26 protein-coding genes are annotated in these 25,712 nt (G+C 43.4%); 19 read left to right on the plus strand and 7 right to left on the minus strand.

The features are described from left to right. Positions 1 to 88 precede the first annotated feature (88 nt). The 11 genes from mazG (at position 89) to rpoS (ending at position 10,478) form a co-directional block, all read left to right on the plus strand. Positions 89 to 886 carry a nucleoside triphosphate pyrophosphohydrolase gene (gene mazG / locus CWO27_RS20880; RefSeq protein WP_107899449.1) on the plus strand — a complete coding sequence of 266 codons (798 nt, stop codon included), beginning with the start codon at positions 89 to 91 and terminating at the stop codon, positions 884 to 886. 150 nt (positions 887 to 1,036) lie between these two features. Then, on the plus strand, positions 1,037 to 2,677 hold the full coding sequence (locus CWO27_RS20885; RefSeq protein WP_017629586.1) for a CTP synthase: 1,641 nt from the start codon (positions 1,037 to 1,039) through the stop codon (positions 2,675 to 2,677). An 81-nt stretch (positions 2,678 to 2,758) separates the two neighbouring features. Next, positions 2,759 to 4,057: a phosphopyruvate hydratase gene (gene eno, locus CWO27_RS20890; RefSeq protein ID WP_017059033.1), complete on the plus strand. Its 1,299-nt coding sequence runs from the start codon at positions 2,759 to 2,761 to the stop codon at positions 4,055 to 4,057. A 410-nt stretch (positions 4,058 to 4,467) separates the two neighbouring features. After that, positions 4,468 to 4,749 carry a cell division protein FtsB gene (gene ftsB / locus CWO27_RS20895; RefSeq protein ID WP_010435786.1) on the plus strand — a complete coding sequence of 94 codons (282 nt, stop codon included), beginning with the start codon at positions 4,468 to 4,470 and terminating at the stop codon, positions 4,747 to 4,749. Continuing rightward, positions 4,749 to 5,450 (plus strand): 2-C-methyl-D-erythritol 4-phosphate cytidylyltransferase, encoded by a 702-nt coding sequence (gene ispD, locus CWO27_RS20900; RefSeq protein ID WP_107899450.1) that lies wholly within the window; start codon positions 4,749 to 4,751, stop codon positions 5,448 to 5,450. The genes ftsB and ispD overlap by 1 nt, the downstream gene beginning before the upstream one ends. Positions 5,451 to 5,452: 2 nt before the next feature. After that, on the plus strand, positions 5,453 to 5,932 hold the full coding sequence (ispF, locus tag CWO27_RS20905; protein ID WP_004739053.1) for a 2-C-methyl-D-erythritol 2,4-cyclodiphosphate synthase: 480 nt from the start codon (positions 5,453 to 5,455) through the stop codon (positions 5,930 to 5,932). 22 nt (positions 5,933 to 5,954) lie between these two features. Beyond that, a complete protein-coding gene (gene truD / locus CWO27_RS20910; RefSeq protein ID WP_048659390.1) occupies positions 5,955 to 7,001 on the plus strand; it encodes a tRNA pseudouridine(13) synthase TruD in 1,047 nt (348 codons plus the stop codon). A 77-nt stretch (positions 7,002 to 7,078) separates the two neighbouring features. Beyond that, entirely contained in the window at positions 7,079 to 7,822 is a 744-nt protein-coding gene (gene surE, locus CWO27_RS20915; protein WP_102478263.1) for a 5'/3'-nucleotidase SurE, read from the plus strand. Next, positions 7,823 to 8,449, plus strand: coding sequence for a protein-L-isoaspartate(D-aspartate) O-methyltransferase (locus tag CWO27_RS20920; protein WP_019826319.1), 627 nt, complete (start codon positions 7,823 to 7,825; stop codon positions 8,447 to 8,449). 35 nt (positions 8,450 to 8,484) lie between these two features. Then, a complete protein-coding gene (gene nlpD / locus CWO27_RS20925) occupies positions 8,485 to 9,399 on the plus strand; it encodes a murein hydrolase activator NlpD (RefSeq protein WP_107899451.1) in 915 nt (304 codons plus the stop codon). Between the two features lie 98 nt (positions 9,400 to 9,497). Further along, positions 9,498 to 10,478: an RNA polymerase sigma factor RpoS gene (rpoS, locus tag CWO27_RS20930; RefSeq protein WP_017059027.1), complete on the plus strand. Its 981-nt coding sequence runs from the start codon at positions 9,498 to 9,500 to the stop codon at positions 10,476 to 10,478. A 133-nt stretch (positions 10,479 to 10,611) separates the two neighbouring features. On the opposite strand, the gene mutS is transcribed toward rpoS, so the two are convergent. After that, the gene (gene mutS / locus CWO27_RS20935) at positions 10,612 to 13,197 is read right to left on the minus strand and encodes a DNA mismatch repair protein MutS (protein WP_107899452.1); all 2,586 of its coding nucleotides are present in this window, start codon (positions 13,195 to 13,197) and stop codon (positions 10,612 to 10,614) included. 174 nt (positions 13,198 to 13,371) lie between these two features. Between mutS and CWO27_RS20940 the strand changes: the two genes are divergently transcribed. Further along, positions 13,372 to 14,706 (plus strand): tyrosine-type recombinase/integrase, encoded by a 1,335-nt coding sequence (locus CWO27_RS20940; RefSeq protein ID WP_107899453.1) that lies wholly within the window; start codon positions 13,372 to 13,374, stop codon positions 14,704 to 14,706. A 2-nt stretch (positions 14,707 to 14,708) separates the two neighbouring features. On the opposite strand, the gene CWO27_RS20945 is transcribed toward CWO27_RS20940, so the two are convergent. Continuing rightward, complete coding sequence (locus CWO27_RS20945; RefSeq protein ID WP_107899454.1) at positions 14,709 to 15,353, minus strand: hypothetical protein; 645 nt, start codon at positions 15,351 to 15,353, stop codon at positions 14,709 to 14,711. A gap of 133 nt (positions 15,354 to 15,486) precedes the next feature. On the opposite strand from CWO27_RS20945, the gene CWO27_RS20950 reads away from it, so the two are divergent. From CWO27_RS20950 to CWO27_RS20960, 3 genes are all read left to right on the plus strand, one after another. Next, on the plus strand, positions 15,487 to 16,806 hold the full coding sequence (locus CWO27_RS20950) for a hypothetical protein (RefSeq protein WP_107899455.1): 1,320 nt from the start codon (positions 15,487 to 15,489) through the stop codon (positions 16,804 to 16,806). A 204-nt stretch (positions 16,807 to 17,010) separates the two neighbouring features. After that, positions 17,011 to 17,673: a YagK/YfjJ domain-containing protein gene (locus CWO27_RS20955; RefSeq protein ID WP_170960810.1), complete on the plus strand. Its 663-nt coding sequence runs from the start codon at positions 17,011 to 17,013 to the stop codon at positions 17,671 to 17,673. A 158-nt stretch (positions 17,674 to 17,831) separates the two neighbouring features. Continuing rightward, complete coding sequence (locus tag CWO27_RS20960) at positions 17,832 to 18,092, plus strand: helix-turn-helix transcriptional regulator (protein ID WP_240699556.1); 261 nt, start codon at positions 17,832 to 17,834, stop codon at positions 18,090 to 18,092. 44 nt (positions 18,093 to 18,136) lie between these two features. On the opposite strand, the gene CWO27_RS20965 is transcribed toward CWO27_RS20960, so the two are convergent. The 5 genes from CWO27_RS20965 to radC all read right to left on the minus strand — a co-directional run bounded on the left by CWO27_RS20965 (position 18,137) and on the right by radC (position 21,061). Then, a complete protein-coding gene (locus tag CWO27_RS20965; protein ID WP_107899457.1) occupies positions 18,137 to 18,424 on the minus strand; it encodes a hypothetical protein in 288 nt (95 codons plus the stop codon). Between the two features lie 380 nt (positions 18,425 to 18,804). Continuing rightward, positions 18,805 to 19,578 (minus strand): WYL domain-containing protein, encoded by a 774-nt coding sequence (locus CWO27_RS20970; RefSeq protein WP_107899458.1) that lies wholly within the window; start codon positions 19,576 to 19,578, stop codon positions 18,805 to 18,807. Between the two features lie 82 nt (positions 19,579 to 19,660). After that, positions 19,661 to 20,089 (minus strand): DUF2787 family protein, encoded by a 429-nt coding sequence (locus CWO27_RS20975; RefSeq protein ID WP_107899459.1) that lies wholly within the window; start codon positions 20,087 to 20,089, stop codon positions 19,661 to 19,663. A gap of 55 nt (positions 20,090 to 20,144) precedes the next feature. Beyond that, the gene (locus CWO27_RS20980; RefSeq protein ID WP_240699555.1) at positions 20,145 to 20,588 is read right to left on the minus strand and encodes a DUF2787 family protein; all 444 of its coding nucleotides are present in this window, start codon (positions 20,586 to 20,588) and stop codon (positions 20,145 to 20,147) included. Further along, positions 20,585 to 21,061 carry a RadC family protein gene (radC, locus tag CWO27_RS20985; RefSeq protein ID WP_107899461.1) on the minus strand — a complete coding sequence of 159 codons (477 nt, stop codon included), beginning with the start codon at positions 21,059 to 21,061 and terminating at the stop codon, positions 20,585 to 20,587. Before radC ends, CWO27_RS20980 begins: the two co-directional genes overlap by 4 nt. Before the next feature lie 163 nt (positions 21,062 to 21,224). Here radC and CWO27_RS20990 point away from each other — a divergent pair, with 163 nt between their 5' ends. From CWO27_RS20990 to CWO27_RS21005, 4 genes are all read left to right on the plus strand, one after another. Further along, positions 21,225 to 21,416 carry an AlpA family phage regulatory protein gene (locus CWO27_RS20990; RefSeq protein ID WP_107899462.1) on the plus strand — a complete coding sequence of 64 codons (192 nt, stop codon included), beginning with the start codon at positions 21,225 to 21,227 and terminating at the stop codon, positions 21,414 to 21,416. Between the two features lie 219 nt (positions 21,417 to 21,635). Then, complete coding sequence (locus tag CWO27_RS20995) at positions 21,636 to 23,921, plus strand: sensor histidine kinase (RefSeq protein ID WP_107899463.1); 2,286 nt, start codon at positions 21,636 to 21,638, stop codon at positions 23,919 to 23,921. Beyond that, positions 23,911 to 24,993, plus strand: coding sequence for a hypothetical protein (locus CWO27_RS21000; RefSeq protein WP_107899464.1), 1,083 nt, complete (start codon positions 23,911 to 23,913; stop codon positions 24,991 to 24,993). Before CWO27_RS20995 ends, CWO27_RS21000 begins: the two co-directional genes overlap by 11 nt. After that, complete coding sequence (locus tag CWO27_RS21005; RefSeq protein ID WP_107899465.1) at positions 24,994 to 25,710, plus strand: hypothetical protein; 717 nt, start codon at positions 24,994 to 24,996, stop codon at positions 25,708 to 25,710. Positions 25,711 to 25,712: the final 2 nt, after the last annotated feature.

Genomic DNA, 25,712 nt, shown 5'->3' on the forward strand with positions numbered 1-25,712 from the left:
AAGGTGAGTGGTTTTAGCTGCTCGCCTTTTTTAGTTTTAACAGAAGTATTAAATTTAAAAATCAAAGACAGTGAATAGGAAGAAAACGATGAACCACCCGATTGAACAACTTGAACAGATTATGGCTAAGCTGCGCGATCCTGAAGGTGGTTGTCCTTGGGATTTGAAACAAAATTTTGAAACAATTGTGCCGCATACTATCGAAGAAACTTATGAGGTGGTGGACGCGATTCACAACAAAGATTGGCCGAACCTACAAGAAGAGCTAGGTGACCTGCTGTTTCAGGTGATTTTCTACAGTCAGCTCGCGAAAGAGCAGGGGCTGTTTGAGTTTTCTGATGTGGTTGATGGCATCAATGAGAAGCTAACGCGCCGTCATCCTCATGTATTTTCTAATACCGAGTTTGCCAATGATGAAGAAATTAATGCCAACTGGGAAGCTGAAAAAGCCAAAGAAAAAGCACAGGCAGGCAAAACTCAAGAAAGTATTCTAGACTCAATACCAAACTCTCTACCCGCACTTTCTCGTGCTACAAAGATTCAAAAACAGGTAGCGAAATATGGCTTCGATTGGGACTCTATTGGCCCAGTGGCTAATAAGGTTTTAGAGGAAGTCGATGAGGTGCTAGAAGAAGCGCTTCAAGTCACGCCAAATGAAGATTTGGTTGAAGAAGAGTTGGGTGATTTGCTGTTTGCGACGGTCAATTTGGTGCGACATTTGGGTAAAAATCCAGAGTCGGCTTTAAATAAAGCCAATCTGAAGTTCTCACGTCGCTTTAAAGGGGTGGAACAAAAAGTTCGTCAGCAAGATAAAATTTTGACCGATTTTTCACTACAACAGCTTGATTCCATGTGGGATGAAGTCAAAGTGGCGGAGAAAAGATAACCAAAGCTTTTATCATGAATTGATTTGAAGCAAAAAATAAAAAATAGCAGTGTGATAGATTTCACGTTGTGGCGATAAGGGGCTTCTGGTATATTTTCATCCCGTCCAGAAGTAGTCCATTTCCCTCATTCAACCAATTTCAGGTTAAACATGACGACAAATTACATTTTTGTTACTGGCGGGGTTGTATCCTCTCTAGGTAAAGGTATTGCTGCAGCATCTCTTGCGGCTATTTTAGAAGCTCGTGGTCTTAAAGTGACTATGATGAAGCTTGACCCTTACATCAACGTTGATCCAGGCACTATGAGCCCGACTCAGCACGGTGAAGTGTTCGTTACGGAAGATGGCGCTGAAACTGACCTTGACCTTGGTCACTATGAGCGATTCATTCGCACCAAGATGACTAAGCGTAACAACTTCACTGCAGGTCGTGTTTACTCAGACGTACTCGCTAAAGAGCGTCGCGGTGATTACCTAGGTGCAACTATTCAGGTTATCCCACACATCACTAACTCTATCAAAGAGCGTGTAATTTCTGGCGCAGCTGGCCACGATATCGCGATCGTTGAAGTTGGTGGTACGGTTGGTGATATCGAATCTCTACCATTCATGGAAGCGATTCGTCAGCTAGCAGTCGAACTAGGCCGTGAACGCGCAATGTTCATGCACCTTACTCTAGTGCCATACCTAGCAGCTGCGGGCGAAGTGAAAACTAAGCCGACGCAACACTCTGTAAAAGAGTTGCTGTCTATTGGTATTCAGCCAGACATCCTAGTTTGTCGTTCAGACCGCAACATTCCTTCGAACGAGCGTAAGAAAATTGCTCTGTTCTGTAATGTGCAAGAAAATGCAGTTATTTCTATGCGCGATGTTGACTCTATCTACAAGATCCCTCAGCTTATTAAAGCTCAAGGCACTGATGAACTTGTATGTAAGCGTTTCGGCATCACAGCTCCAGAAGCAGATCTGTCTGAATGGGAACAAGTAATTTACGAAGAAGCTAACCCAACGGGTGAAGTGACGATTGGTATGGTTGGTAAGTACATTGAACTACCAGATGCATATAAATCAGTAAATGAAGCGCTAAAACACGCAGGCTTGAAAAACCGCCTAAGCGTTAATATTAAATACGTAGATTCACAAGACGTTGAGTCTCGTGGCGTAGAAGTTTTAGAAGGCCTAGATGCAATCCTAGTTCCTGGTGGCTTTGGTGACCGTGGTGTTGAAGGTAAGATTCTTGCTGCTCAATACGCTCGTGAAAACAAAGTACCGTACTTAGGTATCTGTCTAGGTATGCAAGTAGCGCTTATCGAGTACGCTCGTAACGTTGCGAAAATGGAAGGGGCACACTCTTCTGAATTCTGTACTGAAACTAAGTACCCAGTAGTTGGTCTTATCACTGAGTGGACTGATGGCGAAGGTAAAGTTGAAGAGCGTACAGAATCATCTGACCTAGGCGGCACAATGCGTCTTGGTTCACAGCTTTGTCACCTAGCGAAAGGGACTAAAGCTTACGAATTATACGGTAGCGCGACGATCCATGAACGTCACCGTCACCGTTACGAAGTGAACAACAATCTTCGTCCACAAATCGAAAAAGCGGGCCTAAAAGTATCGGGTCTATCTGCGGACAAGAAACTGGTTGAAGTTATTGAGAACCCGAACCACCCATGGTTTGTTGCTGCTCAATTCCACCCAGAGTTCACTTCAACACCTCGCGATGGTCACCCATTGTTTGCAGGTTTCGTTAAAGCGGCTGGTGAGTTCCAGCGCGGCGAGTTAGAAAAGTAAAAAGGAATACAGGTAGCTGCGTAAGTTGTGCTGCTACCTTTAAATTTGACATTTATATATTCAACGAGAAGGAAACATTCAATGTCTAAGATCGTTAAAGTTCTAGGTCGTGAAATCATCGATTCACGTGGTAACCCAACTGTAGAAGCTGAAGTACACCTAGAAGGCGGTTTCGTAGGTATGGCTGCTGCTCCATCTGGCGCATCTACTGGTTCTCGCGAAGCTCTTGAGCTACGTGACGGCGACAAATCACGTTTCCTAGGTAAAGGTGTTCTTAAAGCTATTGAAGCTGTAAACGGCCCAATCGCTGAAGCTCTAGTTGGTACTGACGCTAAAGCACAAGCTGACGTTGACCAAATCATGCTTGACCTAGACGGTACTGATAACAAGTCTAAGTTCGGCGCGAACGCTATCCTAGCTGTATCTCTAGCTAACGCAAAAGCTGCTGCTGCTGCGAAAGGCATGCCTCTATACGAGCACATCGCTGAGCTAAACGGTACTGCTGGTCAGTTCTCTATGCCTCTACCAATGATGAACATCATCAACGGTGGTGAGCACGCAGATAACAACGTTGACATCCAAGAGTTCATGATCCAACCAGTTGGCGCTAAAACTCTTAAAGAAGGTCTACGTATCGGCGCTGAAGTATTCCACAACCTAGCTAAAGTTCTTAAGTCTAAAGGCTACAGCACTGCAGTTGGTGATGAAGGTGGTTTCGCTCCTAACCTTAAGTCTAACGCTGAAGCTCTAGAAGTTATCGCAGAAGCTGTTGCAGCTGCTGGTTACGAACTAGGTAAAGACGTTACTCTTGCTATGGACTGTGCAGCATCTGAGTTCTTCGACAAAGAAGCTGGCATCTACAACATGAAGGGCGAAGGTAAAACTTTCACTTCTGAAGAGTTCAACCACTACCTAGCTGAGCTAGCGAACAACTTCCCAATCGTTTCTATCGAAGACGGTCTTGACGAGTCAGATTGGGATGGCTTCAAGCACCAAACTGAACTTCTAGGCGACAAGCTTCAAATCGTTGGTGACGATCTGTTCGTTACAAACACTAAGATTCTTGCTGAAGGTATCGAGAAAGGCGTAGCTAACTCTATCCTTATCAAGTTCAACCAAATCGGTTCTCTAACAGAGACTCTAGCTGCTATCAAGATGGCTAAAGACGCTGGCTACACTGCAGTAATCTCTCACCGTTCTGGCGAAACTGAAGATGCAACTATCGCTGATCTAGCGGTAGGTACAGCTGCAGGTCAAATCAAAACTGGTTCTATGAGCCGTTCTGACCGCGTTGCTAAGTACAACCAACTTATCCGTATCGAAGAAGCTCTAGGTTCTAAAGCTCCTTACAACGGTCTTAAAGAAGTTAAAGGTCAATAATTCGTCCTATTTGGCACTGTAGCTGCGTTAACTGCAGAAGATTCACTAAGTCACATAGGAAACTATGCTCCATAGCTGAATCTTCTTTGTTGCCTTGCTACAGCACCAACTAGTTAGAATTATGCACTAATGCTTTTAAATGCCTCGCTTATGCGGGGCATTTTTTTGTCTGCAAAAAGGTGAAGAAAAGAAGCTCTAGGTTATATAGCTTTCTTTTTGATACCGAAAGTTCGTCATTCCCTAGACTGACGAAGGAAGGAGTAGGGAATCTCATTGTTGTCCTTACCTATCCCGACAATAATTCCCCGACTTATTGATTCCCTGACACCACATATCTCGCACCAATAAGCTCATTATGGTATATATGTGCCTTATTCTAGTTCCTTCTTTTTCAACCGGCGAAAGGTGTTATGCGAATTTTTGCTTTAGTACTGCTCATAGTGTTTGGCTGGCTACAACACACACTGTGGCTCGGTAAAAATGGTATTTCTGATTACTACGGTGTGAACAACGAAATCCAAGTTCAACAGCAAGTGAATGAAAAGCTGCATATTCGAAATGCAGAAATGTTTGCTGAAATTGACGATCTACGCCAAGGCTTAGACGCGATAGAAGAACGCGCACGTCATGAGCTTGGAATGGTCAAAGAAGGCGAAACGTTTTATCGCATCATTGGTGAGGAATCCCATTAATGTCGACTCAACTTCAAAGCGTGATTGCTGTTGTACCTGCAGCGGGCGTCGGTAGCCGAATGAAGGCAGACCGCCCTAAGCAATACCTCGAGATTCACGGCAAAACAATTTTAGAGCACACCGTTGAGAAATTACTGTCTCACCCTCAAGTCGCTCAAATTGTCGTTGCGATCAGTGATGATGACCCATACTACCCTGAGCTAGCACTCAACCAGAATCCACAAGTGATCAGAGTGTCAGGCGGAAGCGAGAGAGCAGACTCTGTACTCTCTGCGCTAAACTATATCGCTGAGCAGCAGCTTAGTGATTGGGTAATGGTTCACGATGCGGCAAGGCCGTGTGTTCAGCTAAGTGATATCGACAAGCTAATTTCCGGCGCGATGAGCCATGATGTCGGGGCTATTTTAGCGGCTCCAGTTCGTGACACGATGAAGCGAGGTGCTCAAGGGCAGATCGAGCATACCGTTGAGCGAGCGGATTTATGGCATGCACTTACGCCGCAAATGTTCAGAGCAAAGCCTCTGTGGAAGGCATTAAGTGAGGCGTTGCAACATGGCGCTTCAATTACTGATGAAGCTTCAGCCTTTGAATGGAAAGGTTTATCGCCGGCTTTAGTGGCTGGGCGCTCAGATAATTTTAAGATTACTCAGCCTGAAGATTTAGCGCTTGCTGAGTTCTATTTAAGTCAGAATAAGGAATAATGATGATTCGTATTGGCCATGGCTTTGATGTACATAAGTTTGGTGGTGAAGGTCCGGTAATTATTGGTGGTGTGAGCATCCCTTACGAACAAGGTCTTATCGCACATTCAGATGGTGACGTTGCCCTTCATGCTTTGTGTGACGCTCTGTTAGGTGCGATCGCAGCGGGCGATATTGGTCGTCATTTCCCTGATACTGATGACGAATGGAAAGGCGCGGATAGCCGTGAACTACTGAAAGATGTTTACCGTCGAGTAAAAGAACAAGGTTACGTGATTGGTAATGCCGATATTACTATCATGGCGCAAGCTCCAAAGATGGCCCCTCATATAGACTCTATGTGCCAAGCTATTGCTCAAGACCTAGAAACCAGCATTAGCAATGTGAATGTAAAAGCGACGACTACTGAGCGTTTAGGTTTTACTGGTCGCAAAGAGGGCATCGCATGTGAAGCGGTGGTCCTAATAACTAAAAGTGCGTAAGCACCAACACGAAAAGAACAGCATGTCAGATATTTTATCTTCATTGGCTTATCTAAACGGTAAACCAACTGCGAAAGCAAAACTAAAAGCAAAAGCCGAACACTTTGTCGTTAATGAAGACTTGGGTTTTGAGTTTACTGGTGAAGGCGAGCACCTAATGGTTCGTATTCGTAAAACTGGTGAAAACACGAGTTTCGTAGCAAACGAGCTGGCTAAAGCTTGCGGTGTTAAGTCGAAAGACGTGAGCTGGGCGGGTTTGAAAGACCGTCACGCTGTGACAGAGCAGTGGTTGAGCGTCCACCTACCGAAAGGTGAGCCTGACTTTTCAGCGTTCTTAGCACAATACCCAAGTATTGAAATCCTAGCGACAGCACGTCATAACAAAAAGTTACGTCCGGGCGATTTAGTTGGCAACCAATTTGAGTTGACCTTGTCTGAAGTAACGGATTGTGAAGATGTGGTAAAGCGTTTGGAAAAAGTCGCTCAAGTGGGCGTGCCAAACTACTTTGGTGCTCAGCGTTTTGGTAATGAAGGTAACAACCTATCTGAAGCTCGTCGTTGGGGCCGCGATAATGTTCGTACTCGTAACCAGAATAAACGCAGCTTGTATCTTTCTGCGGCTCGCTCGTGGATTTACAACTTGATCCTTTCAGACCGTATTGAGCAAGATGTGTTTGCATCGGCATTGGTTGGCGATATCGTGGTGAAAGACGGTGCTCAACTAACGGTAACGGCTGAAAACCTTGAAGCTGTAAAGCAAGATATCGCGAATGGTACTGCATTGGTGACTGTGGCTTTGGCCGGAGATAACGCTTTGCCAACAACAGATGAGTCTCAAGCTTTAGAGCAGAAACACCTTGATGCTGAACCGGATTTGATGGCTCTAATTCGTGGTAATCGCATGCGTCATGACCGCCGTGAAGCGTCACTGAAACCTACTGATCTAACGTGGGAAGTGAGTGAAGATAATGTCACTCTGAAGTTCTCTCTTGATGCAGGCTGCTTTGCGACGGCTATCGTTCGTGAATTGGTTGAAGAAGTACACGTAGAAAGAAGCTACGAGCAGTAATGATTCTGCTTGGCACTAAGTGACTTAATATTGGAATTTAAGTCACTTAGCACTGGAATATGAAGAAAGGATACAGAATGAAGATTTTACTCAGCAACGATGATGGTGTGCATGCTCAAGGTATTCATGAGCTAGCAGATGAACTACGTGATCTTGCTGAAGTTATCATTGTGGCACCTGACCGTAATCGTTCAGGCGCTTCAAATTCATTAACTTTAGAACAGCCTTTACGCGTTCAAGAGATTGCTGAAAATACCTATTCGGTACAAGGAACACCGACCGACTGTGTGCATTTTGCGTTAAACGAACTGCTAAAGAATGACATGCCTAATCTGGTATTAACGGGCATTAATCACGGTGCTAACCTTGGTGATGACGTGCTTTATTCAGGTACGGTAGCAGCAGCAATGGAAGGGCACTTTCTAGGCGTTCAATCGGTGGCGTTTTCGTTGGTGGGTAAAAAACATTTTAAGACAGCGGCAGCGATTGCTCGTCGTATTGTCGAACAACATTTAGCAAACCCAATCCCGACCAATCGCTTATTGAACGTGAACGTTCCTGATTTAGCCTTAGAACAACTGTCTGGTACTCAGGTGACACGCTTAGGTGCTCGTCATCACTCTGAAGATATGATTAAGCAAAAAGACCCTCGTGGTCACGATATCTATTGGCTCGGCCCTCCGGGCAAAGAGCAAGATGCCGGCGAAGGTACCGATTTTTACGCAATCGAGCATGGCTTTGTATCGGTAACACCGTTACAAGTTGATCTAACGGCACACGAGTCGTTAGGTGCGATGACAACATGGTTAGGGGAGAAGTAAGTGAGCAATCCACAAGCCGAGCGCTTAATTACTTTTCTGATTGAAAATGGCATCCGAGATCAAAAGGTTCTTGATGCTATTTACCAACTGCCGAGAGAGAGCTTTTTATCACAGGCGATGTACCATCAAGCTTATGACAATAATGCGCTGCCGATCGGACAGGGTCAGACAATCTCCCAACCATACATTGTTGCCAAAATGACAGAGCTGCTTGAGTTACAACAAGATAGCCGCGTTTTGGAGATCGGAACGGGTTCTGGCTACCAAACCGCGGTATTGGCTCAGCTTGTTGATCATGTCTATTCGGTTGAAAGAATAAAGTCGCTACAATGGGATGCTAAACGCAGGTTGAAGCAACTCGATTTCTACAATATTTCAACTAAGCACGGTGATGGTTGGCAAGGGTGGTCTTCAAAGGCGCCTTTTGATGCGATTATTGTTACCGCTGCTGCAGAGTCGATTCCTCAAGCGCTTCTGCAACAGCTGAAAGATGGCGGTCGTTTACTGATTCCTGTTGGGGATGATGAACAACAACTGTTGAAGATAGTTCGTCATGGCGATGAATTTTTGTCGAGTGTTATCGAAATGGTGAGATTTGTACCTCTTGTTCCTGGTGAACTAGCTTAATAACAAGACTAATGGTGTAGGTGGATAGAGAGTCGATGCGTTCGAAGTTGTTTAAAGGAAGTACTTTACTGCTTAGCTGTGCCCTTGTTGGGTGTGCAGCGAATTCGCCTGCGCCGGTTTCAAGCCTTAACAAGAATTATTCATCGATTGATCGTGGTAGTTATCGCGGTAGTTACTATGAAGTGAAAAAAGGCGATACGCTTTATTTTATCGCTTATGTGACTAATAAAGACGTTAAAGACCTCATTGGTTATAACAAGTTGTCTGCGCCTTACACTATCCACCCAGGGCAGAAGCTTAAGTTATGGCGTCCTAGTTACAACGCGCCAGCGTATGGTAAGTCAACGGTAGCGGTAGCAGCTGTTGCTGCGCCTGTCGCGGCATCGACAACGTCATCTGTGGCAAGTAAACCGAAAATAACGCCGCAAAAGAGTAAAAACTCTAAACCTGCTCCAACTCAAACTACCACCAAAGTGGCGAAAAAAGATCCACCAAAGAAGGTTGAACAATCCAAATCAAAGGAGTATGTTGGTTCTAAAGGTAAACAGAATGTTACACCGTCCACCAAACCAACAAGTGATAAAGTATCCAAATGGTTATGGCCAACTAAAGGGAGAGTAATCAAGAATTTCTCTGTAGGCGAACAAGGAAATAAAGGCATAGACATAGTAGGACAGCGAGGTCAGCCAATAGTATCTACTGCAGGGGGAACGGTTGTTTATTCGGGTAATGCACTACGAGGCTACGGCAATCTAGTGATTGTGAAGCACAATGATAATTACTTAAGTGCATACGCGCATAACGACCGACTATTAGTATCTGAAGGGCAAAGTGTGAAACCAGGGCAGAAGATTGCAACAATGGGAAGCTCTGGAGCCAGCAGTGTTAGGCTGCACTTTGAGATTCGTTACCAAGGTAAATCCGTTAATCCAAAACGATATTTGCCTTAAATACAATATGAACGATTAACGTATTGTATTGAGTGACATAGTCATTTAGCGACATATGAAGTTGTAATGTCATGCTAATTTCGCCAGGGGGAGGCGTTATGAGTATAAGCAATGCAGTAACCAAAGAAGAGTTCGATCTTGACCAAGCAACCACGGAACCGGAAGCTCTTGGAAAAGCAAAACGAACAGTCACTAAGAAAACCGAAGCGAAAGAAGAAGTTGAAGTTACGTCTAAAAGCTTAGATGCCACTCAACTGTATCTAGGCGAAATCGGTTTCTCACCACTACTAACCGCAGAAGAAGAAGTGCTTTACGCACGTCGAGCTCTACGCGGTGATGAAGCAGCACGTAAACGCATGATCGAAAGTAACCTGCGTTTGGTGGTAAAAATCTCTCGTCGTTATAGCAACCGTGGTTTGGCACTTCTCGATCTAATCGAAGAAGGCAACCTAGGCTTGATTCGCGCCGTAGAGAAATTTGACCCAGAGCGAGGCTTCCGCTTTTCAACTTACGCAACATGGTGGATTCGTCAAACCATTGAACGTGCGTTGATGAATCAGACTCGCACTATCCGTTTGCCAATCCATGTTGTGAAAGAGCTGAACATCTACCTACGTACTGCAAGAGAACTATCACAAAAGCTTGACCACGAACCAACAGCTGAAGAGATCGCTTCTAAGCTAGATAAGCCGGTTGGTGATGTGAGCAAGATGCTTCGTCTAAACGAAAGAGTGAGTTCTGTAGATACGCCAATTGGTGGTGACGGTGAGAAAGCACTGTTGGATATTATTCCAGACATCAACAATTCAGATCCTGAGGTTTCAACTCAAGATAGCGATATCAAGAACTCACTGATCTTCTGGCTTGATGAACTGAATCCTAAGCAGAAAGAGGTACTTGCACGTCGATTTGGACTACTGGGTTATGAACCGTCAACGCTAGAAGAAGTTGGTCGTGAAATCAGCCTGACTCGTGAGCGAGTTCGTCAAATCCAAGTTGAAGGTCTTCGTCGTCTACGTGAGATTTTGATCAAGCAAGGTCTGAACATGGAAAACCTGTTCAACGTTGAAAACGACTAAACGATATTCCACGATATCGAAATAAAAAAACGCTGACCTAATGTCAGCGTTTTTTAGTTTTAGCTTCTGGTTTAATTTTGACTTCAGCTAGAAACCACAGCGCTTGGCTATTTAAAATAGAGTGCTTCTTAAGTTAGAGTAGCTTCTTCAAGCGGTAGAGCTCTTCTAATGCTTGGCGAGGGGTTAGATCATCAGGATCAACATTCGCTAGTGCTTGCTCCACCTCACTCGGTTCAGGGATCAGGCTAAGTTGGTTCGCGATATCAACACCACTTGGCTTCGATGTTGGCGACTCCATACTTAACGCTTCTAACTGAGTCAGCTTCGCACGAGCATTCTTGATCACGGCTTTCGGTACGCCAGCTAAACCTGCAACCGCTAGACCGTAAGATTTACTTGCTGCACCTTCTTGAACCGCGTGCATAAAGGCAATGCTGTCACCATGCTCAACCGCATCTAAGTGTACGTTTGCTAAAGTTGGAAGTTGGTTAGGCAGTTCAGTTAGCTCAAAGTAGTGCGTTGCAAACAGTGTCATCGCATTGATTTGATTGGCTAGCCACTCTGCACTTGCCCAAGCCAGAGACAGACCATCGTAAGTACTGGTACCACGACCGATTTCATCCATTAGCACAAGGCTATTTGGTGTCGCGTTGTGCAGAATATTGGCGGTCTCTGTCATCTCAACCATGAAAGTTGAACGACCAGAAGCCAAATCATCGGATGCGCCAATACGCGTAAAGATACGGTCGATAGAGCCGATGGTTGCGCTTTCTGCAGGTACATAACAACCGATATGAGCCATCAATGCGATGAGTGCCGTTTGGCGCATGTAGGTCGATTTACCACCCATATTTGGACCTGTGATGATCAGCATCTTACGTTGATCATTCAGGTCGATAGGGTTAGCAATGAAAGGTTCGTCCATCACTTGTTCTACTACTGGGTGACGACCTGCTTGGATCTGTACACCCGCGGCTTCTGTCATGGTTGGACGACAGTAATCAAGAGTATCTGCGCGCTCAGCTAAGTTCTGTAGTACATCAAGTTGAGATACTGAAGAAGCGATGTTTTGTAGGCGCTCTAGATATGGCAGTAGCAAATCAAACAACTCTTCCCAAAGCTGTTTCTCGATAGCGAGTGCCTTCGACTTAGAGTTAAGCACTTTGTCTTCGTGTTCTTTCAGCTCAGGAATGATATAGCGCTCAGCGTTCTTCAGCGTTTGGCGACGAACATAATGTGGTGGCACAAGGTGGCTTTGCCCACGGCTCACTTGGATGAAGAAACCGTGTACGTTGTTGTAGCCAACTTTTAGCGTGTCGATGCCATGGCGTTCACGCTCTTCTTGCTCAAGCTTATCCAGAAACTCGGTTGCGCCCGCAGCAAGGTCACGCCATTCATCTAGCTCGGCGTTGTAGCCTTCAGCAATCACACCGCCATCGCGGATAACCACGGGTGGGTTCTCTTTGATTGCACGCTCAAGTAGCTCAGAAACCTCATCCACAGGAGAGGCATACTGAGCAAGTTGAGTCAGGTATGGGTGTTTCAGCTGCGTCAGTGTTTCAGCTAGCTCTGGTAAATATTCCATCGCTTGGCGAAGTCGTGCCATATCACGTGGACGAGCAGAACGAAGAGCAAGACGAGCAAGAATACGCTCGATATCACCAATCTGCTTTAAGGTTGGCTGTAGCTCTGTGAATAGAGCCAAATCTTTCATCTCACCAATCGCATCTAAGCGCTGATCGAGTGCAGAGATATTGCGCATTGGTTGATGTAACCAGCGCTTGAGCATACGACTGCCCATCGCAGTTGCGGTGTGATCAAGCACTTCAGCAAGAGTGTTATCTGTGCCACCGCCAAGGTTTTGCGTGATCTCTAGATTGCGGCGAGTCGCAGCATCGAGGATCACTGAGTGATCTTGCTTATCCATCGTCAGTGAACGGATATGAGGAAGGGCTGTACGTTGGGTATCTTTCACGTATTGGATCAAACAACCAGCCGCACATAGACCCAGTTTTGCGCTTTCTACGCCAAAGCCAACCAGATCGCGAGTACCAAATTGTTTATTTAATTGCTGCTTAGCGGTATCTAATTCAAATTCCCATACAGGGCGGCGGCGGTTGCCATTACGGCTCGCCATTAGATTTACAGGTTCGAAATCTTCAGGGAACAGTAGCTCACGTGGTGAGGTTCTCTGCAGTTCTGCGGCCATTGCTTCTTCGGTTTCTGGCTCGCAAAGTTGGAATCGACCGGAGGTAATATCCAGTGTCGCGTAACCAAACTTACCGTTGTGATGGTAGATGGCTGCAATCAGGTTATCAATACGCTCAGAAAGCAATGCCTCATCGGTCACGGTGCCGGGTGTGACGATACGTACAACAGCACGTTCAACAGGGCCTTTTGAAGTTGCTGGATTACCAATCTGTTCACAAATTGCTACGGATTCACCAAGTTGCACTAACTTTGCAAGGTATCCTTCAACGGCATGGTATGGAACACCCGCCATCGGAATCGGTTCACCATTTGATGAACCGCGTTTAGTCAGTGAAATATCGAGGAGTTGAGAAGCTTTTTTAGCATCATCGTAGAAAAGCTCGTAGAAATCGCCCATGCGGTAGAACAGCAGAATTTCTGGGTTTTCTGCTTTCAGTTTTAGGTACTGCTGCATCATAGGAGTATGAGACGTTTTTAACTCTTTGTTTTTAGTGGTGTTTTTTGTCATTTAATTATTTCAAATCAATTAGTTACGAGATTTCAGGAATCTCTACAAGTCCCACTAAGTATCAAAGGATTTCACTACAGCGCGGTCATTAGTGTAGGTAAAAGTGTAGTTTTTTTATTTCCTACACTAGATAATGAAATTGCCGCACCATACTGCGATAAGGGACCCCAATAAATGGCTGAGAAGAAGAGTATCAAATCTATAACGAATAAGACACTTGAGGCGTTAACTGCTAAGAAAGGTGTTTTGTCTGACACTGGTGAAAATCGTGGTCTGAGAATCGCTTGTGGTAAGACAGGGAGGAAAACCTTTACCTACCGTTATAGGAGCCCTGAGTCTGATGGAAAACTCGTTCAGATTAAACTAGGGACGTTTCCTGACATGTCTTTAGAGCAAGCTCGCATCAAGCTTCGAGAAATGAAGGCTATGAGAGATGGTGGGGTGTGCCCTAAGGCTGATTTGGAGAGGAAAGAAGCGGATAGGCTCAAGTTGGTACAAGCGGATAGTGTAAATCAAATTACCGTTAAGAACGTTGTAGACCACTATTTAGAAAAGTATATACAAGATAGGGTTACAGCTTCAGGAAGCATCATTGCAGGTGCTAGGAAACCCAAAGGGCAGAAAGAAGTTAGACGTACCCTGTATGTTGACGTAGTCAATGTTATTGGAGACCGTTCAATCATGACGGTTTATAAAAGTGACATAACTAACTTAATCCAAGGCATTATTGATAGGGGCTCGTCAGTGCAGGCGGGTTCGGTTTTACGTGAGCTTTCCAGCGCTTATGATTATGCTATTGGCATGGATTACCTTCCTGAAAATTTTGTAAACCCCGCCCTGCTAGCCATCAATATGTTTAAGAAAAGTAAAGTTAAGCTTACCAATGGTAAAGGTAAAAGGGTATTGGACCATTCGGAGTTGTATCGCTTTATGGAATGGTTGCCAAATTCGAGCTTCTCCAAAAATATTAAAGGTATTTTAAGGATGACTCTATGGACTGGATGTCGGACTGGAGAGATATGTAACTTAGAATGGACACAGATTGATTTTGATAGAAAGACCATTTATTTAGCGGAAACAAAAAATGGTAACTCTCGCTATGTCCAACTTCCTTCTCAAGCTATTCGATGGTTGCGTAAATGGCAAGAGACTAAATTGCACCCGAATTCTGCCTATGTTTTCTCATCTCAAAGAGGGAGTAGCCACGTAATTCAAAAGCAGCTCACACAGTACACATGGCGAATGCGTAGAGATGGTTTAATGATTGATATGCCTTTATGGACCCCTCATGATTTAAGACGCACAGTGCGCACTGAGTTAGCTCGTATGGGATGCCCTACAGAGGTCGCTGAGGCTGTCTTGGGCCACAGTGTTAAGGGTATCGAGGGGACCTATAATCTACACCGATATGAAGTGGAATGTAGGGATTGGCTCCAACGTTGGTCCAATGAATTAGACTCGATAGCAAATGCAAATAGCAACATTGTTCAGTTTCCTGAAGTCGTTTGATTTTATTTATCATGTGACTTTTCTTGGGATGTAAAGTCCGGCATATGCTTTAAAAATACGTCATAATTAGGTTCGTGTGTAGAGTTGTCTTTCGGGGGCGAGATTTCATTTTTTGAATGAATATTCACTGTGTTGACTTCATCTTGTAGCTGCTTTATTAACTCTTCTTTGTTTGTTAATTGCTCTTTTAGGCTCTCAATTTCTTGGTTGAGGGCTTCATTTTTTTCGGCATTTCCTTTCCTTGTTGTTGCTGTTTCAAAAGATTCAGACTGACCTTTATCTTGATTGTAGACCTCAATTAAATCGGCTAGTAATTCGGCTTGCGTGACCTTGTGGAACTTGGCTAACTTAGAGAATTGAGTCTTTAGTGTTGATGGAATATCAACAGAAAGGTTCTTTGTTTCTTGATTTTTCCTGCTTTGGGTTTTGTCCCAAGCATTGCGTAACTTTTGGATTTTAACCTTTCGTTCGTACTCATCTAACCAGAATCGGTGAGCTAACTTTTTAAAGTTTTCACAATAACTCTTGTCATTTAAAGAGTTGGTAGTCAACTTTCTATCTATACCGGGGTGGCGTTTAGCCATGTGTTGCTTGAACCATTTTGCTTGTGTTTTGTTGGATGGTTTTAACCAGTTTAGTGAAGACATATTAAAGCCTAATAAGCATGCATTTAATTGATAGTATAGCGGACTAATAACTGTAGCTTTGTGATATCTGACACAGTCAGTGTGACAGGTTTTATTTGATAATAAATACAGGGTGTATTTGTAGGGAAATGGCGTGAAAGATATTGCTTTCTTGTTGCGAAATGAAATGGATATTGCTGGTCCGGAAGAGAAGTATGCCGTGATTAGAATGCTACATATGTCTAAAAGGAATGAGGTCAAATCTGAATCTCTTAAGGAGCTAGCATCAGAGCTTTGTATTTCAGTTCAATCTTTGGTTTCTGCTGCGGACTATTTGGAATTGAATGGTTTCGTTAAGCTTAAAGGGGACTGGATAAAAAAGAAGGGAGGGGCAGATGTGTCGTATCAATTTACGTCTGAGTTTCCTCGATGTACAACCAATGGTAAGACTCAATCGAAACCCGTTTCGAATTATGTATGTAGTCGACTTGAGCTTTTGCTGAAATCGGATGCACTGAATGGACTATCCTCTAGAGCTGCCGTGAAGCTGTTCTTGCTGACACTGTTGGCACATTCTGATTGCAATGGTGTTGTTCGTGATATGTCACTGAAAGATTTTGAGCGATTGTTGGGGCGCTTTTCAAAGGACCGACATCGCTCCCAATTAGCACGATTAAAACGGGATAAATTCATTCTCGAATATGATGCTGGAATGTCAGGGAGTACACTTTTTGGTAAGCTGAAAAGTGAATATCTAGTCAATGTGTTTCACCCTGTTTTTTCTGATGCCCAGCTAATCCCAGCTAACTTCCACCGAATCTTTAAGGCGTTGCCTGATGGCTTTTATATGGCTGAGCGCTTCTCGCGATTGGCTGTGAAATTGAGAGGAGAAGTGTTCGTTACAAAGGAGAGTATTGATGTTGATGGTGGCTTTCATTTACTCAAATCTGACTACGCAAAAATACAATGGATACAGATGAAGCTGGAGCCAAAAAATGAGCGTCTTTTTTGGTTAGCTTCGATGCAATCAGATGCTGCTTTTGATGGTGATGTTAAAGGGTTTCAGTTGCAGCGATATTGTTTGAAGTTGGCATTTTTGATTTTGAGAGATAGCGAAAGTAGAGATGTAAATGAGGAGCTATCCAATCGAATATTGGTTGAAGAGTTATTCTCTGAGAAATATATCAATGAAGTATCCAAAGCTATTGGTGTGAAATTTACAGGGACGCTGATTGAGCAAATGGAGCAATTCAAAGAAGTGAAGAGTGAGTCAGGTGATGTGAAACTCATTATCACTCAGGTGTCTGCAATTACTTGGTTTGTTGGTCGCTTTATCTTGGATGGTTATAAGCAATTGAAGTCACTGTTAGATAGGGAGGGCATACGCCTATCGCATGACTGCTATCTTGAACTATACGAGAATGGCGGGAAGAATGCGCTGTATATATTTAACGGGAATGGTGAAAATAAGTAGCCTCATTTAAAATTGGCCTCTAGTTTAACGTGATGACTGAGTATGGCGTAAATGCTATGTGCTTGGTCATTTTCAACTGTAGGTTTTAGATATATAAGTATCTACTCATTTACCTTTCTACTCGAATCATCCACCAGCCTTAAGCTGGGTGAAATAATAAATTTCAATCATCTCTTGTGTCTAACAATCACAGGAGAGAGAACAATGTACGAACATCCCCACGAAGGAAATTTATTCAACGGTTTACCTATTAATCATAAATACTCAATGAGCGAACGTTACCTAGAGGGAACTCATGCGGTTTATCGAAACGCCCTTACTCGCTACTCCAAAATATTCATGTTCCATGTCACGTTGAGATTCCCTGAGAACTACAGTGCTTCATCTAAAGGTGTAATGACGGCTTTTACTCGTGCTTTGAAGCTTAGAGTAAAGAGAGACTTAGCAAGGCGTCGTAAGCGCGTAGCTAGAGTGCACGATACAGAGGTGCATTATGTCTGGTGTCGAGAGTTCAGTAAGAAACACAAGGAGCACTACCACATGTTTATCATGGTCAATGCAAACACCTATCGAGCGCTAGGTGACTTTGATGAGCCCATTCGCCATCAGTTAGCTGGAATGGTGTCTGAGTCATGGGCTACTGCATTAAGGTTGAGTTTGTCTAAATCAAAAGGACTTGCCCATTTTTCAGGTGATGTGATGCTGATATCAACAAGGCAGATTCCAGAGAAAGTGCGAACATCCAAAGATGGTACTTGCCATAACCTGTATGAAGCTGGATTCTTTTGGCTTAGTTACCTGTGCAAACTGACAACTAAAGAGTACGGGAGAGGAGGGAGAAATTTTGGTTGCTCAACGGTTACGTGAATCGATATTTGAAGCATCAAGCTAAAATTGGACAGAGTAGGAAATAAAGTCCCAATTTTTTTATATATCTTATGAGACTAGGTGATTCCCTGTGGCGCTAGATATCTTGGCGTCCAAGGGAGTCATTGTTTTTTACAACTGTAGATAGTGAGGTCATCATGAGATTAATTCGATTAAGAGAAGTGCTGGATAGGGTGAATATTAGCAAAGCAACGTTGTACCGATTGATTGCTGTTGGTGAGTTTCCTGCAAGCATTCAAATATCTTCTCGTACTGTCGGCTGGGAAGAATCCTTGGTTGATGAGTTCTTAATGAGAAAGGTGAGTCAAAGCAACTTTAAGCGAGAGCAGGCTGAAATAAAAAACAGCCCACATTACGTCACCCCTGAGAAACGAGTTAATCCTTTCGCTTCGTATTGAAGCAAAAAAAGGAGCGTTACGCCCCCTTCCTAATAATCGACAAGCTACAAGCCTAAGGCTTTCGCTGTCTGTTTGTGTTCTTGCTCTATTTGAGATTCCACTAATTGTCGCCTTGCCTCAATAGGCGCTCTATCAGAGATGTTCTGAGCGCGTGAACCAACTTGTTTTAGTTGGTTCTCTTTCCACTGGTTGAGGGATTGTTGAATCTGCTCAGGTGTAAGAGTGGCTTTAATCGATTCGATACTGAGCGCATCAATAGCGCTGGTAGCACTCACGTTCATTGAAAGGGTTAAAGCAGCTAGTGTGATGATTTTAGTAATGATTGATTTCATGATAATTCTCCAATTGAGATGTATGTATTAGTTAGGTAAAACTCAACGAAGTGACGACAGGTGAGATAAACGCAAATGGCCTAGATATCGGTTTTTATTGGATAATATGCGTTTCAGATAAGGTGGTTTCGACATGACCATACTAAGGGGGGCGGACGTCCCCCTTTACATTGCTCGTCTTAGCTAGAGACGTTTAATGGCGCAGCCAATCGTAAAGGCACAGCTCTGCCTTGCACACTAACCTAATGGAGTTTTGTAAGATTAGTGTCCTGTGCTTTACTTTGATTGCGCTATGGCTCAATGAAACATGAAAGGGAGTAAGTACCCTGTGGATTCCATTGATTTTTTGAAACAGAGGTAAGGTATCACTGCTTGCGTCACTATCTGTCCGATGCAATCAATTGAGTGATATTGTCTAGTTGTTGTATTGAGCGCTTAGGCTCTGATTTGAGTTGATACTGCTGTAATTGAAAGTCTGACGGGTAATCAAAATGGAAGGTCAGCACTCTAAGCTTAGCAATACGCGTTAAAGGTAGGTCGTCGTATTCGTTGAGGTGATTTTGATAAACTAAGTAAAACTCACAATCGGCCACTGTCAGGCCGATGGGTGAGATGCGTTCGATTTGCTCGCGAGAGGCAAGCGTGAGGGTGATTTGTTTTTGGTGAACCAGTGCAATGGATATAGGCTCAAACAGCTCCCCTACCGCGACTAGTGAGCTCAGTTTGTCAGTGATTGCATTGGCTTTATTTGCACCTCCTTGTGGTGGCTTTGCTCCTGTGTAAGAGCGAGGTTGGATGTGAGTAAAGTTAAATGCAGATTCAATCGCGCATTCTAGAGAGGAAGGTAATTGCTGTGTGAGTGTCGATTTGGCTAGCTGCAAAAGAATTAACTCTCTTGCCCCTAGGGTGACTGGGTTGTACATCCCACGACTGTATCCGAAGGGTTTGCTTCGAGTATCCTTATCTACATCAAAGTAATCTACAATCACATCAAGGTTACGCTGGATGCTCCTAATGCTGCGATTAATTCCAGCGTCCATTAGTTCTAACTGAAGTTGCTTAGCCGTCACTTTGCGACCTTGCGGGATGCGCTGATACAGTTCAAACGCTAGAGATAACTGCTCGGTTATGTTGGCTTTATCGTTTGTTGTCATGATTGTATCGATGCTAGTGGCTTGTTAGTGGGTTACAAACCATGCTAATGATGGGTGCGTCATTATCTGACCGATTGAAATTTTAGTTGCTCGTTATGTTGATGTTGTCATATGAGTCCATATTTAAGTAAGAGAGGAAATTGCTTTCCCAAAGGGTGTAAAAATCATTTACGCCATAAGCGTCAATTGATTGCCAGCCTACACCGCTAAAGAAACTTGCTCCGTTGCTTATGTCAAAATCCACACTTCTTTCCAGTTCGGGATAAACGTTACCCATGTAAGCAAAGTCAGTGATGTACTCAATGGCCCATGCATCGGGTGGCCTCTTTAATAGTGATATTTCTATAGGGTGATACCCACCGCTTTCGGCACTGTAACTTTTGTCTCTGAAGTTGAAGGTAATGGTCGATTTGGCTTGTAGGTTGTTCTTGTTAATTAACTCTCCTAACGCTTGTTTCATTTTGCGCGATATGGAAAGCGAGCAAGCCTCAAATTGTGGTTGATTTGTCATGTTCTATTCCTCTTGGTGTGGTTTGTTTGTGACCGTGTATGTTGCTTGGTAGGGCTCAATCGAATTTTTTGATAATCGCTAGGCTTTGCTTATCAAATTGATTGTTTGATAGGTGTTGAATAAAAGCCTTAATCCAGCTTTGAAGTAGAGAGATAACCTCTGGTTGGTTGATGTCACAGCGTTCAATGTCTGGCTGATAAAACCATTGATAATGAAGGTTGAAGTAAAGGGCGATATCGAGCTTTTGGGCTTCTGGTGTGGGGAAGTCAAACGTTGCGATAAAACGTATCATCCACTCTGATTTCGTATTGGTTCGGTCTAGTTGGATTTCTATAGGCTGGATGCCAGCTCGCTCTGAGTAAAATTCTGAAGCTTTGAAGTTAAGTGCGAGGCGTTTAGCGCTTTGTGGTATTTGATAATAAGTGAGGATGTCTTTAATTGTCCTATCAAGCTGGTGGAGTGATATTGCTTCATTGAGTTGATTTTTTGTCTCCATCATAACCACCCCTTTTCTGCAAACGACACGCAATCCTTTCCTGTCACTATATGGTCTAGTACTCGCACATCAATGAGTGTTAGTGCGTCCTTAAGTCGATGGGTTATACGCTTATCTGACTCTGAGGGGGTAGGGTCGCCTGATGGATGATTGTGCGCGAGAATGACCGCTGCTGCATTGTGCTTCAAGCAAGCCTTAGCTACCTCTCTGGGATAAACGCTGGCGGCATCAATCGTGCCATAAAACAACTCCTCAAATTCAATCAGTCTGTGCTTATTATCTAAGTACAGGAGTGCAAAAACCTCTCGCTCGTATCTCCCTAGTTTGAATGTAATGAAATCTTTAGTTGCCTGTGGGTTGCAAAAGGCATCACCCCTTAGGTACTGCTCAGCAATGATTTCAGCTGCTTTCTCCAGAACTTGGTGAGCAGAAACAGGGCCATTAAATGAATAAGCATCTATCGTTTTTTGTTGCATATTTCACTCCAGTTGTATCAGTAATGTTCAATCTCAAATAGGTAATATGTGTCTGAGTTTATTTGGAATCGACATGAAACATTCTGGAACCGCTGTGGAGCTCTTGGGTGAAAAAATAATCAGTTCGCACATCTCATGACTGAATTAATGAGAGATAACAATCATGAGATTAATACGCCTAACTGAAGTTCAAAACCTAACTGCGCTTAGTCGTTCGGCGATATACCGAAAAATGAAAGCAAAAGAGTTTCCTCAAACCGTCAATCTTAGCGATAGGTCGGTTGCTTGGGTTGAGGAAGAGATTAAGTCTTGGATACATGGTTTAATCGAATCCAGAAATGAGCAGGTAGTATAGCGCCTGTTTGGTGAGGGGTATTTCCCTAAAAATGTATCGATTGATGGGTGTTCCGTGGTGTGGATATCCATGGCTGGATTGCCGATAAAATTAATGCAAGAGAATTAGGGTGAGCCATCTTTGTGAAAGTGTACGGTCATTTACTTGAAAAATGGGGTAAAATTCACTTTAGCGTTCCTTTTGGGTTGGGAGCTTTTAACTAAATCGGCGGGATAGGAAATGATAGTTGATGAGCTAAAAAGAGAGCTTTTAGAGTGCTTGCAGGCGGACGAGCTAGATAATACAAGAATATTGTCTTTGACTCACAAAATGGCAAACTTCGATGAAAGCAAGGTTAGATTTTCGGTGGATGCTGGTGTTATTGATAGGCTTGGGCAGGAGTTGGTAGCTAGGCAAGAAACGGCAGTCTCTGAGCTTGTTAAGAACTCTTACGACGCTGATGCGGAAAGCGTATCTCTTGAATTTTGTGATTCCAAAGGTTTGGGTGGAACTCTCATTTTAAGTGATGATGGAGAGGGGATGAGTCGTGAGGATTTAATTGGCGGCTTTATGCGAATATCATCAACATCAAAAATACATGAACCTAAATCACCGATATTTTCTCGACAGAGAGCGGGACAGAAGGGAATTGGCCGGTTTTCGGTGCAGAGGCTGGGTAGTCGGCTGACTATTATCACGCAAACCCAAGCTGGCGATATGGCTTTGAAACTGACTATTGATTGGGATGACTATCATCAAGATGATAATTTATTAGTTGTCGAAAATAAGCTAGAACTTATACCAAAAACCAAGCCCAAAGGAACCACGTTAATTATTGAAAACTTGCGCGATAGGTGGACAAGAGCATCCATTCAGCGCGTTTATCGTTATGTGTCCGATATTATAAAACCTAAATTTCAAGAAGAGCCTGCGTCTAATGAAGGGGGGTTTGATGTTGATTTTTTTGAGGTTAAAGAGGGTGCCAGAGAGAAAATAGCAGACACAAGCATTATGCTTTATCGCCATGCTGTGGCGGTGTTTAGCGGTGGGATAGATGAGAATGGATGTGGGTGGGTCAATATAGATAGTGACCGACTAAAAATAAATGAGAAACTGCCGGTTGGATTTAACCCTGAAGATGCTAAATCTCCTTTCCCTAGCGTCCGGAATGTGAAGTTCAAGGTTTTTTACTTCATATACGACTCAAAATTAATAAGTAAAATGCACTCCACGAGCATTAAAAATCGACTTAGCCGAGAGGGCGGCGTTAAGCTTTACCGAAATGGATTTAGAGTGTTGCCTTATGCTGAGCAAGGTGATGACTGGTTAAGGTTGGACGAGTCCGTTAGGCGTAGGGTTATTTTAGTCCCGCATGGTAATAATAATTTCTATGGCTTTGTTGAGCTGAATGACCCTGAAAACAAGTTTAATGAGACCTCTAGCAGAGAGGGGCTTATTGATAACGAGGGGGTGCGAGAGTTAAGGAACTTTGTTCACCGTGCAATTGTAACTTCGGTTGTGCGTGTTGGGGCGTCTCGTGGGATTAAAGTTGCGGCATCTCAAAAGAAAGATGGAAAAGAATGGGAAGATGTTGAGGTTAGAATAAAAAACATAGCCCTTAGTTTGGATGAGCTTGATAGAGAATTGTCGGGAGAAGGTAAGAAAAATACTCGGCGTAAGACGCTAAAGAAGATAAAGAAAGACATATCGGACTTAAAAAATGCACATGAAGTTGAGCTTAAAAAAACAATAAAAGAACGCGCAATGCTCAGGGTGTTGAGTAGTGTGGGGATTACAGTCTCGCAATTTATTCATGAGATTAAGTACTATATGGATAACATTCAAAGTGATGTTGATTTCTTGCTTAGTGAGCTGGATGGAAAAGATAGTGAGAAGAAGTCCCTTGAGACAGTGAATATTCTTAAAAATAATTTTGATGCATTTCGAAACTACACGGGATATTTCAATACTGTCGTTTCGGCTAACCTTGTTCGAGAGCTAGCGCCGCTGAATATCAGAGAGGTTATTAATTCTTTTATTAAATCAATGAGCCACGATGCGGAAAGGCTTGGCGTTGAGTTTTTGCCCCCTAAATTCAATAAGCTATTTCTTTATACGAGGCCTATGCATCCATCGGAGTGGTCATCGATATTGTTTAATTTTTACACGAACGCAAAGAAGGCAATAACTAGAGAAAAGGTTCGAGGGAAAATTTTTATCGAGTGTGGCGAAGAAAATGGAAATATTTTCCTAGAATTCTCCGATAACGGCGACGGTATTAAAGATGGGGATGAAGAGCTTGTTTTTGACGAGTTTTTCACGACAACCTCTATTGGTTCTTTGGATGATATAGATGCTAGTAACGAGGCTGTGGGCACTGGTTTGGGGTTGAAAATCGTTAAAGATATTGTGAAGTCTCATCGAGGCGAGGTTCAGGTAGTTTCAGCTAAGGCTGACTTTTCAACCTGTTTTAGGGTTGAAGTATCTAAAGCAAATGAGAAAGAGTTGAGAGAATATGGTCTATAAAATCGCTTACTTGGAAGACCTAGATGCTGGGTCAATAAAGAGAAATGTAGAACAGCAGGGATTTGATGTTACTCATGTTGAGCCGCAGGGTAGCTTTGAGGATACGTTGTCTCTAATTCAAAATGTCAACGCAGACCTATTATTGATGGATTTTCGTCTGCATGCTGGGGTCGCTAATTTCAACGCTCCTCCCTTTGCTCAGTTCTTTCGGAGTCAAGTTATTGATGATGGTGCAAGCTTGCCTATCGCGCTTATTTCTAGTGAAAATAATATTCGCGATTACTACCGAGATTACACTAGTTTTGATTTGTTCGATTTTGCTGTAGATAAAGAAACATTTCTTAGTAACACGCCCAAGTATTGCTGCCTATTTAAAGAGCTAATAGATAGTTATCGGCTTCTGGGGACTCTGCAGTCTGCGGACCAGCCGATTGATGTTGCTGTAATGAAGGTGCCGGAGGCTTTACTGCGGAGGGTGGATAGAAGATTGCTGGATATGTTGTCGATGGAAAAATACCAAAATGACCCATTCATGCTCTCTGGCTTGCTGTTATCTTCATTTGTAAAGCCAATTGGCCCTTTAATTGGTTCGGACGTGTTATCTGCTAGGCTTGGCGTATCAAAGGACTCACAAGGGTGGGAGGTGCTACAGGGGCTTTTGGATGATTTCATCTATCAGGGTTTGTATAGTGGCACGTATCGTCGTTGGTGGTCTCAGGGTGTGGAAGTTTGGTGGAAACAGCACTTCCCTTCGGAACCTGTTCTGAGGAGGTTGACATCACGAGAGCGGTGCCAACTTATCAGTGAAAAGTTCGAACTCGACAACCTTGTTGAGTTGGAGAAATTGCCATTATCAAACAGTAATAGGTTATGGACGATTTGTGCTGGAAGTTTTGAACCTCTTGACCCCATTGATGGTTTTGAAATTGCTAGAGATGTTAGTAGTTCACCTTGGCTAGATATTAATCTTTACTCTTTTGATTTTTTGGTGAATCAAGGGACTCCTGAGATATTGAAGGAGCTTAAAGAGCAAGAGAGGGAGCGCTTTCTTCAGAAAGCGAAGGAGGCGTAAATGCCGTGGACAAAAACACAATACTGCCAAGACTTGGTTAAATTTGCCGAGATTGTATGTCGTTACGATGATAGTGAGTGCATTAGTAATGGGTTGGGTGTTCTTCATACTATCGCTTATCAATTTGAATATTCCGGCTCGGCCTTGCTTGAAATAGAAGGGGTTGAACTTCGAATTCATAAAAAAACCGCAGGAACAACTCCATCGGAAGTTCAATCACTAAGTATTAATATTGATTGTTTATGTGATGTTAATTTGGATTTGGATGCCAGCGAGTATGATGTGATTAGTCAATATGGACTTCAGCTGGAGATTGTGGGGTACGTTGGCGATAAGGCATATATTAATTGTTGGCACCTCGATAAGGATATCCCCCCTCAGGAGGGCGATGTACATAACCATACCCACCCTAGTTATCATTTTCAGGCCGGAGGACATCGAGTTGAGGGCCTAGATACAGGGAGCTTGTTATTACTAGGGGCTCCTAGGTTGCCTCATCCTCCGATGGATATATTTTTAACAATACACTTTGTAATAAGTAATTTCTTTGGGAAAAGAGATTTCCCCTTTGTAGATGATTTGTTCAACGACCCCGACTATCAAGATATCTTGCAGAGAGCTAAAGAGAGAATGTTTACCCCATATTTCCAAGCATTTGGTGTTAATTGTACGCATCAGGATTTTAATGTTGAAAAGATATTCCCACTGGCTGTGTGATT

This window comes from Vibrio sp. 10N.286.51.C3 (genome assembly GCF_003050065.1).
GTDB lineage: Bacteria > Pseudomonadota > Gammaproteobacteria > Enterobacterales > Vibrionaceae > Vibrio > Vibrio crassostreae.